Annotated in this window: 10 protein-coding genes and 2 pseudogenes; 2 read left to right on the forward strand and 10 right to left on the reverse strand. The window is 40.2% G+C overall.

Going from position 1 to position 10,859, the window contains the following annotated elements; genetic code table 11:
* Positions 1–187: 187 nt before the first annotated feature.
* Positions 188–1,372, reverse strand: a complete 1,185-nt coding sequence (locus IM319_RS00005; protein WP_287734170.1) for an ATP-grasp domain-containing protein — start codon at positions 1,370–1,372, stop codon at positions 188–190.
* Between the two features lie 60 nt (positions 1,373–1,432).
* Entirely contained in the window at positions 1,433–2,650 is a 1,218-nt protein-coding gene (locus tag IM319_RS00010; protein ID WP_287734171.1) for a hypothetical protein, read from the reverse strand.
* Between the two features lie 950 nt (positions 2,651–3,600).
* Between IM319_RS00010 and IM319_RS00015 the strand changes: the two genes are divergently transcribed.
* Positions 3,601–4,278, forward strand: a complete 678-nt coding sequence (locus IM319_RS00015; protein WP_287734172.1) for a hypothetical protein — start codon at positions 3,601–3,603, stop codon at positions 4,276–4,278.
* Positions 4,279–4,331: 53 nt separating this feature from the next.
* Here IM319_RS00015 and IM319_RS00020 read toward each other — a convergent pair whose 3' ends face one another.
* The 5 genes from IM319_RS00020 to IM319_RS00040 form a co-directional block, all read right to left on the reverse strand.
* On the reverse strand, positions 4,332–5,270 hold the full coding sequence (locus IM319_RS00020; protein WP_002798500.1) for a GDP-L-fucose synthase family protein: 939 nt from the start codon (positions 5,268–5,270) through the stop codon (positions 4,332–4,334).
* 12 nt (positions 5,271–5,282) lie between these two features.
* The gene (gene gmd / locus IM319_RS00025; RefSeq protein WP_002798501.1) at positions 5,283–6,365 is read right to left on the reverse strand and encodes a GDP-mannose 4,6-dehydratase; all 1,083 of its coding nucleotides are present in this window, start codon (positions 6,363–6,365) and stop codon (positions 5,283–5,285) included.
* A 125-nt stretch (positions 6,366–6,490) separates the two neighbouring features.
* Positions 6,491–6,832, reverse strand: coding sequence for a TIGR03792 family protein (locus IM319_RS00030; protein ID WP_287734173.1), 342 nt, complete (start codon positions 6,830–6,832; stop codon positions 6,491–6,493).
* Between the two features lie 12 nt (positions 6,833–6,844).
* The gene (locus IM319_RS00035; protein WP_286825999.1) at positions 6,845–7,732 is read right to left on the reverse strand and encodes a ParA family protein; all 888 of its coding nucleotides are present in this window, start codon (positions 7,730–7,732) and stop codon (positions 6,845–6,847) included.
* Between the two features lie 15 nt (positions 7,733–7,747).
* On the reverse strand, positions 7,748–8,803 hold the full coding sequence (locus IM319_RS00040) for a metallophosphoesterase family protein (RefSeq protein WP_287734174.1): 1,056 nt from the start codon (positions 8,801–8,803) through the stop codon (positions 7,748–7,750).
* 106 nt (positions 8,804–8,909) lie between these two features.
* On the opposite strand from IM319_RS00040, the gene IM319_RS00045 reads away from it, so the two are divergent.
* On the forward strand, positions 8,910–9,386 hold the full coding sequence (locus IM319_RS00045; RefSeq protein WP_287734176.1) for a peptidase C15: 477 nt from the start codon (positions 8,910–8,912) through the stop codon (positions 9,384–9,386).
* Between the two features lie 82 nt (positions 9,387–9,468).
* Here the strand turns inward: IM319_RS00045 and IM319_RS00050 are convergent, their stop codons facing one another.
* From IM319_RS00050 to IM319_RS00060, 3 genes and pseudogenes are all read right to left on the reverse strand, one after another.
* Positions 9,469–9,993, reverse strand: coding sequence for a hypothetical protein (locus IM319_RS00050; RefSeq protein ID WP_287685017.1), 525 nt, complete (start codon positions 9,991–9,993; stop codon positions 9,469–9,471).
* A 24-nt stretch (positions 9,994–10,017) separates the two neighbouring features.
* A pseudogene (locus tag IM319_RS00055) lies at positions 10,018–10,324 on the reverse strand (hypothetical protein).
* A gap of 337 nt (positions 10,325–10,661) precedes the next feature.
* Positions 10,662–10,859, reverse strand: a pseudogene (locus IM319_RS00060) (zinc ribbon domain-containing protein); the annotation flags it as partial.

Below are 10,859 nucleotides of genomic sequence, written 5' to 3' on the forward strand. Positions count from 1 at the left end.
CATACAGCATACAGCATACTGGGAGCATCTCACTTATGCAAGTGAGTAATTATACTTGTCGCTAAAACTTGCTTCTGGTAAGGCTTTCAAAATAGCTTGACATAAAACTTAATTTAGGAGTTACAAAGGTGAGATGCTCCCTAGCATACTGATGTACAGCCGACAAACTGATGACTGATCACTGATTCTAGGCTAATTTAATTGCTTCAGTGATTACCTCTTCTAAAGACTCTAACCAATGAAAGTTAACATCGGTTAAACTCTGGCTAAGATCGATCGCTTTGCTGTCAGCTAGGACGCGAAAAATTATTTGTGGTACGGTGGGATTGAGAAAAGATCTGGGTTGCAAGGTTTGTCTTTCCTGTCGGGTGGCCCGGATCGTTCTTTCGCCGCTGCTCCGGCTGGGTGATAATGGGCTATAACTGCGGTAGTAATTGCTAATACTCTCGATCGCTTTTTGGCCAAAGTCGGGATAACTGACAATATCAACGATAACCACTTTTAAATTAGGCAATAGTTGGAATTGTTGCAGACCGGCCTCTATTTGCTCGTTTAATTGCTCTAATTCTAGTCTTTCCTCCAGTATAAGCCATGCTGCCAGTTTTGCCCCCTTGCTGGCTAAGGCATCCCAGACAGTGGACATCAAACCCTGGCCATTACTGATCATCGCTATTGGGCCAGTTTGATCAATTATCGACCAAGGGGATTGTAATTGGGGTGGGGTCAAAGCTAGAAGATCGAGATGTCTAGCTAAAGCGGCATCATTAACACTTATTTTGCCATCTAGGGCCATCACTTCCCCAACTTCGTTGATACCCAGGGGATTAATCTCGATAATATCGAGATCTTTGCTAACAAAGAGACTATACATTTTTTCGAGAATTTGACTGATAGACTCGATCAAAGACCCTCTTAAACCCATAGATACGGCTAATTGCCGACAGAGATAGGGGGAAAATCTCTCTTCGATTACCACTTTTTGCATGGTTTCCAGTAAACTGTCCACATCCATCCCCCCTTGACTCGCACCCAGTAAAACTGGTCTTTGCAGATGATAATCGAGTAAAATGGCTAAAAATATCTCCTGTTGTGGATTATACCGGGCTTCTGCTAGGATTACCTCTGGATATTCTCCGGCGATCGGTAAATGAAAGATAGCATGGGCAGCAGCGATCGCATCGATGGTATTAGCGACAAATCTCACTCCTCCTGCTTTTCCCCGGCCTCCCGTGCGTACCTGGGACTTCAGCACGATAGGATAGGGAATGTTTAATCTTTTTAGTCCTCCCGGTTCGTGGATTGGTTGGGAAGGTAAAATAGGGATACCTACCTGAGCAAATATTTCCTTGGCTTGGTATTCGAGTAAATCCATAATTAGTTAATTGATAAAGTGGCAATTCTCTCTTTGCTCGTTTCGGTAGCTTGGGGACTATTAACTATCATAAGTTTGTGCAGTACCACAATGATAACAATAAGGTAAATTTTTATAAGTTAACTCATGGCAATGATGACATTCTACATATTGATAATAACCGCAATGGGGACAATGAGCATCTTGATTTTTAATCGTTTTAGCGCAGTTAATACATTGTGATTTTTGTACTCGTTTTGCTGCTTGAGACTTGGTATTAAAAACAAACTTTTGCAAAAATTTAATAATAGCAAAACCGAACAAAGGGATTAACAGAATATAAACATATTGAACTAAAAATACTAAACCTCCAAAGATAGCACCGATAATATCAAAAATGAATTGTGCAATAATACCAATTTGCAAAAATTCAAAAGCTTTGAAAATTAAAGGAATGAAGAAAATAACTAATAAATGCCAACTAATTAACGCTATTAAACCATAGCCGCGACTTTGGGCATACTGATTCACTAATAACGCAATAATTATTAATGGTGCTAAAAATAAAACCTGAAAACCTAATTGAATGCTAGGATACCAAAAAGACGCATTTTTATAACCAGCTTCCACATCATTAAATTTACTTTCATTTCTCATGAAAGCAAGTAAATTTTGACTCGATGGTTTTTGTAGTAGTTCATTTTTTAGCTTAACAATTTCTTCTTTGATTTTTGATATTTTTTTATTATTTTCCTCTAGTTTCTGTTTTGCCTCTTCCGCTTTTACCCGGTTTATCGAATTGTTGGCAGACTGTCCAGCAATTTTCTCTAATAGGGTAGAATCATATTGACTTCTAATAATTCTATTATTATTTTCTAGTATATTAATATTATCTTGTTTTGTTTGTATTTTACTTAATAAAGTTTTATTTTCTTTATTATTTAACTGATTTTTAATATCAGCGTATTGCAAACAAATTGGAGAAACTTTACCTAAATGTCCTATTTCTTCATCTTGATAATTATTTTTATAATCAACTAAAAAAGTTGTAATTAAATCATAATCTCTATCTGGACTATTATTTTTCTTGTAACTTTGCCATTCGCTGTAACAAGGATATACTTGTTGGGGGCTTAAATGCCACCTACTAATATCATCTAATCCTGTAAAAACATTAACTAAGATGAAAATATCAACAATTATTATTACCAATAAACTTACTTTATTTAATGGTTTATCATTAATCCTTCTTGATCTCCTGAAAAACTGATTCCACAAATTATTAAGTTTAGTAAACATAATCTACTCCTAAGTACAGGACAAAAAGGATGATATTTGGAAACTTCCCGCACTCTCCCCTACGAAGATTATTTTAGCAACAGCATCCGGTTCGCGGGTGATGGGGGAGAATATTTTTGGCTTACTCGATCGCAAAACTTAAAGTTAATTGTGTCATTATGGGGTTAGAGGCGAGACTTTTTTAGCTACCCACCTCTGTGAGTCTAGCAATCTTTCACTCTCTCTATTTCTATCTTTAGTTGGCTTATTTCTCATCTTTCTGAGGTAGGGTGGCCGATGTGTGATTTGGCTCATAGATAGGCATTGGGGGTGGTTCGGGTTTATGAGCAAGGTTATCTACAAGAGGAGCTTATGGATAAATTTATCGGTTTGAGTATGCTGATTTTTGGGTTTGTAATGATGGCCTTTAATCCAGCAGTTGGGGTGCTAGTGGCTCTTTTTGGGTTGATCGTGACTTGGAATAGCGAGAGAACTGTTTCTGTTCGATCACAGGACAGGGATAGGGTTCCTTGTCCTCATTGTGCTGAGTTAATTCAACCGAAAGCGAAGGTGTGCCGTTTCTGTGGGGCCAAGTTTAGATGACCCCTTGTCCTGAGTTTGGGATCGGTGGCAACCCGATCAGAGGTTTCTTCAGTTTTTTGTCACAATTGTTACATTTTTTCACAGATTCTAATTCGATCGGGTGATTTTTTTTGATAGGATTGAACCTATAATTTTACCATAAATAGTTCTTGTTCTCCATTAACCGTGCCAAACTAGGAACTGCGGACAAATCAAGAGTTTTGGCGTTTCAATAGACCAGATAAACTAATAACTGGAAATTAGTAGGAAATATCAGTTATTTTTGGCTAAAGTTTTCCTTTTTACCGCATTTTCTGCCTGGGAAACAAACCTTTTTCTGCTTTCGTCTCTGTCTTTAATTCGCTCCCACTAGGAAACTCAAGGGTAAGATGCTATATTTTCAAAAGCAGGGTCGTCATCATCCTCTGACCCTATTAACAATGCTTTTAAGTGCTTCTTTCGTTGTGGTCTCCCTTTCCTTGACTCCTGCGATCGCACGTCAATTCGCCCCAATTAACCCGATTAAACCGATTCCTTTGGGGAATGATCGATTAATTCCTGCCGGCACAGACATCCCTGTAAAATACGAGCAAGGGAAAAAAATTCTTTTAACCAAAGAAGAAACTTTTTCTTTATCTCTGACCGTCACCGATAATATCAAAAATTCCCAAGGACAGATAATTATTCCCGATGGTAGTCAGATTATCGGAGAAATTAAACCCGATGGTCAAGGTTCGCGTTTTCTATCCCAAAAAATCTTTTTAAAAACCCGTCAACCCCAAGAAAAATCTATTGATGCTATTTCGGCAGTTTTCACTCGTCTAGAAAGGATAATTAAAGGAGTTAACCCCGACAAAATTATTCAGGGTGCAGTCTTAGGAAAATCGGCCGCTTCTGTCCTCGCTTCTTTTACTTCTGACCAACCGGTTAGCGAGGGATTATTGCGAGGAGGGGGATTAGAAGTATTAGCCGGTTGGTTATTACGAGGAGAATCGGTGGAATTATTGTCAATTAACCCCAAGGAAGATTTAAAATTAACCCTTCGTTCTGATTTTACTGGTCAGTAACCTTAAAAAATTATGGTGTGTTAGTTATTTATCTAACACACCATAAATATAACCTAGGCGGCGTTTTGCCGATACCATTCAATGGTTTTCTGCAAACCTTCTTTAAATTCCATTTGGGCAACAAAACCGAATTTTTCCTTAGCGCGGGTTGTATCTAAACAGCGTCGCGGTTGACCATTCGGTTTATCTATTTCCCAAACAATTTCGCCATCAAAACCCATTAAATCACAGATTAATTCAACTAAATCCTTGATAGAAATCTCATAATTTGTACCAAGATTAACCGGGTCTGATTCATTATAGAATTGACTGGCCATGACAATGCCTTGCGCTGCATCGGTGGAGTAGAGAAACTCCCGGGTTGGACTACCATCTCCCCAGACAGGAAGTTGTTTATCCCCCCGTTGTTGTGCCTCATAAACCTTGCGAATTAAAGCAGGAATTACATGGGAACTACCCGGATCAAAATTATCCTCTGGCCCGTATAAATTCACCGGTAAAAGATAAATTCCGTTGAAACCATACTGCAAACGATAGGACTCTAATTGTACCAATAAAGCCTTTTTAGCGATACCATAGGGCGCATTGGTTTCTTCGGGATATCCTGACCATAAATCGTCTTCACGGAAAGGTACTGGAGTAAATTTTGGATAGGCACAAATTGTCCCCACACAGACAAATTTTTGCACTCCTGCTAGATAGGCAGCGTGAATTAATTGGGTTCCCATCATCAAATTATCATAGAATAATTCGGCGGGTTTTTCCCGATTGAGACCGATGCCTCCCACATGGGCTGCCAAATGGATAATTAAATCTTCTTGGTCGGCTAAACGTTGACAGTTTTCCCAAACTCTTAAATCACAATCCTTTGACCGAGGAATTGTAATTTTTTCGGGATTTGCCCCCGCTGCAATTAATTGATTAACTACTTGCCGACCTAAAAATCCGGCCCCCCCAGTGACAACGATTCTTTGTTCGCTTAAATTCAGCATATTTTTACCTCTTTAATCCACAGTTGTCATTGAACGATTGCGAAGATAAGCCAAATCTTTTAATAACTGTCCGCTATCACCACCGTTATTAAGATTAATCCCCAAAGCCGCTAAATCCGCATCTACCATTAATTTTACCAGTCCCTCGAACGTTACCGACGGCTGCCAGCCTAATTTCTCTCTGGCTTTTGTGGAATCTCCTATCAATAAATCCACTTCCGCCGGACGCAAATAACGTTCATCAAACTCCACATAATCCTGCCAATTTAAATTAACGTATTGGAAAGAAATATCGAGAAACTCCCGGATAGAATAGGTTTCATTTGTCGCCACTACATAATCATCCGGTTCTTGCTGTTGTAACATTAACCACATCGCCCGCACATAATCCTTAGCATAACCCCAATCCCGTTTAGAATCGAGATTTCCTAAATAGAGTTTTTTCTGTTGTCCGGCAATAATTCGGGCCAAAGCGCGGGTAATTTTGCGCGTGACAAAAGTTTCTCCACGACGGGGGGATTCATGGTTAAATAAAATGCCGTTACAGGCAAATAAGTCGTAGGATTCCCGATAGTTGACCGTTTGCCAGTGACCGTAAACTTTCGCACAAGCGTAGGGACTGCGGGGATAAAATGGCGTGGTTTCTTTTTGGGGAACTTCCATGACTTTCCCGAACATTTCCGAGGAACCTGCTTGATAGAAACGGACTTCGATGCCGGTTCTTTTTTGGTAATCCCGAATTGCTTCTAGTAATCTTAGGACCCCCACCCCCACAGCATCGACGGTGTATTCTGGGGCATCAAAACTAACTCGCACGTGGGATTGGGCCCCTAAATTATACACTTCTACCGGTTGCACTTGTTCGAGGATACGCCGCAGGGTCGTGCCGTCGGTGAGGTCGCCATAATGAAGAAATAATTTAGTATCGGGCTGGTGGGGGTCAGTGTAGATATGATCGATGCGATCGGTGTTAAAGGTTGAGGTACGACGGATGATACCGTGGACTTGATAACCTTTTTCTAATAATAATTCGCTCAGATAGGAACCATCTTGGCCGGTGATGCCGGTAATTAGGGCGCGTTTAGCTTCAGTCATCAGTAATTTACCTAATCGGAAAGAATAAAGACCAGGGCAGGGTCTGATTGCTTATAGCACACTTTAGCCCCTCATGACAAGTTTGGCTAGGTTGACAGGGGACAAAAAGATGAATTGATTTTTTATCAGGTTCCCATATATTCTAAATTGTTCTGACAATTTTCTCGAAATTTTCTGACCTGAAATTCCTTGACTTTGAGTAATTGATAATTATCTTTTCCCATGGCTAGGGAAAATTTGACCTCGGTGTCATCAAGTAAATTTTGGGGGATAGCTTTCCACTGTTCTTTCGTTTGCCAATGGACAACGATAATTAATTCTGCCTCGATGGCGGGATTAATCCAAATTTCTTTACCTAAAAAACCAGGTTGTTTTGCTAAAAACTTTGTCCAAATTTTTTGATCTTTTTGGATAAATTTTTCCCTAGCTTCGGGTTTAACTTGAAATTCTAACCACTCAATGACCATAGTAATTATCTCCTATTTTTTGGCTTTCATCAAGAATTCTTCTGTGAGTTTCATAAAAGCTTTGGAACCACTAGAAGAGGGCATAGCTGCCACCGCAGGCACGAACATATCAACAGCTTTAGCTACATTAACATCCATAGGAATCGCATTAGCAAAAATTTGATGGGCTTGAAAATCCTGTTGTACCCGGCGCATGACTTGATTATAGTAGCGACTGAGTAGGCCACCACCAGAAAGAATAAAAACTATACCGAGTAAACCGGGGTTAATCGGTTCGGTTTCTTGATGACTAGCTTTCAGTTTAACTATTCTTCTTTCTAATAGCTGAATGCCGACAATTGATAAAGGTTCGGGACGGGCAGGTAGTAAATAAAAATGACTGCTACATAGACCACTACGAGTTAAAAGATTATAGCCTGGAGCGCAATCCATGATAATATAATCGTAACGGTCTTGAATGGGATCAATGATTTTTTGAATTAAGATTCTTTCTAGATTATTCCAAGCATGATCAAAGCCTAAATCTTCCTGTAAAATTGCTTGGTGGTGCAGGTTTTCTGAGACGACATATTCATCATAAAGTTCGATGTCTCCCGGCAGTAGATCTAAGCCTTGTATTTCACAGACTGAAGGGACAATAATATCATCAATAGTTAATTTATTGTAGGGATTGGGTTTGATAATTGCTTCTAATAAATAGCTTAAAGTGCGTTTTTTGCGACGCAGTTGAGCGAATTCGTGGGGAGACATTAAGCTAAGAGTCGCACTGATTTGAGCGTCTAAATCGAGGACAAGGACTCGTTTTTGCTGAAATTTAGCTAAACAGGTGGCAAGGTTGACGGTCAGGGTAGTTTTTCCTACTCCTCCTTTCATATTAACGGTGCTGATGACAGTGGCCATTATGGGAATTCCTTTCTAGTTAACCGATGGAATATCTCGACGTAAAACTTGCCCGTTGGGAGCCATAATCAAAGGAGGTAAACTGGTAATATTGATCGCCTCTTGGGTTTTCATGTCGTAGGTGGTGTAAACTGTTTCCTGTTGATTGGGATTAATATCGACAATTGTTAGGGTTTTTCTGGGCGCTTGTTCACTGTTCAATAACCGTCGCGGTCCACTGCCTAAAGCTCCTGCGTGTAATAATTGTAATTGCCCCCGTTTACCCGGATAGTAAGCGTGAGCGTGGCCACTAATATAAGTATGCACCTGATGGCCCTCTAAAAAGGCTCTTAATTTCTCGGCATCGGCTAAATAATCCCCCGGTCGATTTCTGCCCACGGCAATACCGTAGAGGGGTAAATGACCGATTACTAGCCGCATTTTAGCATTTTTAGCGTCGGTACTACTCAAGTTTTTTGCTGCCCAATTTAGTTGTTCCCCAGAGATTAAATGAGTGGAGGCATCCCAAACTAGATAGAATATACCATTTTGAGTGAAAGTATAATAAAAAGGAAAGCCGGTTTTATCGATAAAATTTAAACTTGTATCATGTTGGGGGTTTTGCCAATAATCCAGGGCTAATTTTCTCTCTTTAGCATAGATAAATTTTCCCGCCGATAAAGCTCCAGAAGCGTCATGATTACCGATGGTAAAACCAAAAGGTATTTTAGCAGCTCGCAGGGGTGCGGCGATATGGCGATCAAAGGCTGACCACATGGCGTTAATTGCTGCCTCTGTCAAGCTGCTTTTTTGTCCTGCCACCATGTCGCCACCACAGAGGACCAGATCGGGTTTATTATTGATAATTAAGGGGATAGCTCGATCGATTTCGGGATCGTAAGTAGTGGAACCGTATTGACTATTAAGGTCACTAATCACGATTATCTTGACTTTTTTCGCTTTTTGTGCTTGTTTAACAGCCGACTCAGGGGGATTTTTGGAAGTAACGGGCTGTAAAATTTGATGAGCGCAAGCTGCCAAGCTAAAACCGCCTAAACTGCCACTGAGCAGCAAAAATTTACGGCGTTGCATAGGCTATCAATCTCGTCTTTAATTGAGGTCACGTCATTATTGTAGCAATTTTTGTCCCTTCGATCGCTTTTTTGTTGATCATCCTAATTAACTATCAGGAGATAACTTGACAATTCTCTTAACTTCTTTTGCGCCTTGGTTATGCCATCACTGTAGTAATTCCTCTGATGATTTGTTAGTATCTATTCAAGATAATTATGCAAAAAAGCTTTTATTTTTGCGTCAACTTCCCGTTAATACCCATCGAGCCAGTGAACGAGTTATCAAAGCTATTCAAGACAAAAAGCCTGATTTCGTTATTTGTTGTGGCATGGCAGAAAGTCGTTATCGTTTAAGTTTAGAATCTCAGGCTAGGAGTAGCACAAAAAAGTTATTTACACCAAGTCCTCTTGAGGATTTTGTCAAAGAGCTTGCCTATACCTACATCAGCGATAATGCCGGGCAGTTTGTCTGCGAAGAATTATATTTTCAAGTCTTAAAACATCATCCGAGAGCTTTATTCGTTCATGTGCCGCTTTTAACTGACAAAAATTTTGCTATTATTCAAAGGGATTTTCAAAAAATTATCACGCTTAGTCGTTAGCTCATACAGTATGATTCAGGAATCAGTTTCAAGAGAAAAAGGAAAAAGGAGATATTGATATTTTGCCGAGCAACAAGCAAGGTTATTGTAAATGTGCAGTACATTGACCTATACTTGTATTTCGCCAAATCACATAGTAGGTATTATTTGGTATTACATTAATTACCCCTTCCCCATAGACTTGACAATTGCCGATAGTTTGACAACGAATTTGTCCAGTTATTTGATATCTTTGTTGTCCTAAGTCAATATTATTTATAGTAGAAAAATTTCCTTGCGGATAAAAATATTCACCACTAATGTTGACAGCTTCGGATTTGAGGTCGCGGTAAACACACTCCGTAGAAGGACGTAAGCCATACCAGAGGGCATCAGCCATTTGGGGTGACAAGTCGGTCAAAACTAACCACGGCTCTTGATAGCCAGAATCCCAACGGGCAAGCAAGGTACAGGCCAAGGGATTAGTTTTAAAGCAAACCACCTGACCCGACCAAGATTGTCCAGGGGCTGAAACTAGGGCATCTAAGGGCTGCCATTGACCATGAGAGGAAATTTTGACCAGTCCTTGCTGGTTAATGCGTAAAAACGGATGCCAGCCGGCTTCCACAATCACTTGATAGAGCCAAGGCGCCTATAAGCCGCGGTCGGCTGGGACAATTACAGTCCAGCCAGTAGGAACCGCTAAAGAAGCAAGAGGATGATTTTCATTTTCTCCTATTTCATCTATCAAATTATCTAACATATAGCGGTTCTCGCATCTGTGCGGCACACTTAAACCTTTGCTGATTAAGCTGTTCAGGATCGGGAATGTACCTCTTGTGAATCAGAAATGCTATAATTACTAATTGTTCATATTCTGATTCGCTGGGAGGAATAAAGAGTATTTGCTTTAAGTTTGTCCAGGCTTGCCGTGGTTTCTCTAGCTCTATCGTCGGCATTTTTTTTACTCCTTCCATTTGTTTTTGTCGTATTCAGCATGAGTTAAAACTTCTCGAATATATAGCGGTTCTCGTATCTGTGAGGTACAGTTTAACCTTTGCTGATTAAGCTTTTCAGGATTGAGAATGTACCTCTTGTGAACAGGAAACGCTATAAATTTTTTGTCGATTGTAATGAATCGCGGCTATGAGTCTAATCTTATTTCCACCTTGGAACCCCCTAAGCTACATCTACATACTCACAGATCGACACTGATTCAGGAACAGTTAATCCATCTTCTTTTAAGCCTTCCAATTGACATCCTCACCGCCGTAAACGGACGGTGATTCCCAAACCTCACGATTTAGGTTTCTGCTTGGGGTCCCTTGCGGGGTTCCGCACCGGCCTTAACAGTTTTACTCTGTTCTGGTCTTATGGTCGCTCTACAGACTGACACCGCAAGTCCTGCGGCCAAAATGTTTTTACTAGCGTTAATATCTCGGTCATGGTGAGTCCCACAGTCTGGACAATCCCATTCTCGAATATTTAACGGCA

Origin of the sequence: Microcystis sp. M113S1 (assembly GCF_020246945.1) — a bacterium.
Taxonomy (GTDB): Bacteria; Cyanobacteriota; Cyanobacteriia; order Cyanobacteriales; family Microcystaceae; genus Microcystis.

Bases quoted from the DNA above. Each gene is read 5' to 3' on its own strand.
- IM319_RS00005 (WP_287734170.1), bottom strand. From the start codon at position 1,372: ATGGATTTACTCGAATACCAAGCCAAGGAAATATTTGCTCAGGTAGGT.
- IM319_RS00010 (WP_287734171.1), bottom strand. From the start codon at position 2,650: ATGTTTACTAAACTTAATAATTTGTGGAATCAGTTTTTCAGGAGATCA.
- IM319_RS00015 (WP_287734172.1), top strand. From the start codon at position 3,601: ATGCTATATTTTCAAAAGCAGGGTCGTCATCATCCTCTGACCCTATTA.
- IM319_RS00020 (WP_002798500.1), bottom strand. From the start codon at position 5,270: ATGCTGAATTTAAGCGAACAAAGAATCGTTGTCACTGGGGGGGCCGGA.
- gmd (WP_002798501.1), bottom strand. From the start codon at position 6,365: ATGACTGAAGCTAAACGCGCCCTAATTACCGGCATCACCGGCCAAGAT.
- IM319_RS00030 (WP_287734173.1), bottom strand. From the start codon at position 6,832: ATGGTCATTGAGTGGTTAGAATTTCAAGTTAAACCCGAAGCTAGGGAA.
- IM319_RS00035 (WP_286825999.1), bottom strand. From the start codon at position 7,732: ATGGCCACTGTCATCAGCACCGTTAATATGAAAGGAGGAGTAGGAAAA.
- IM319_RS00040 (WP_287734174.1), bottom strand. From the start codon at position 8,803: ATGCAACGCCGTAAATTTTTGCTGCTCAGTGGCAGTTTAGGCGGTTTT.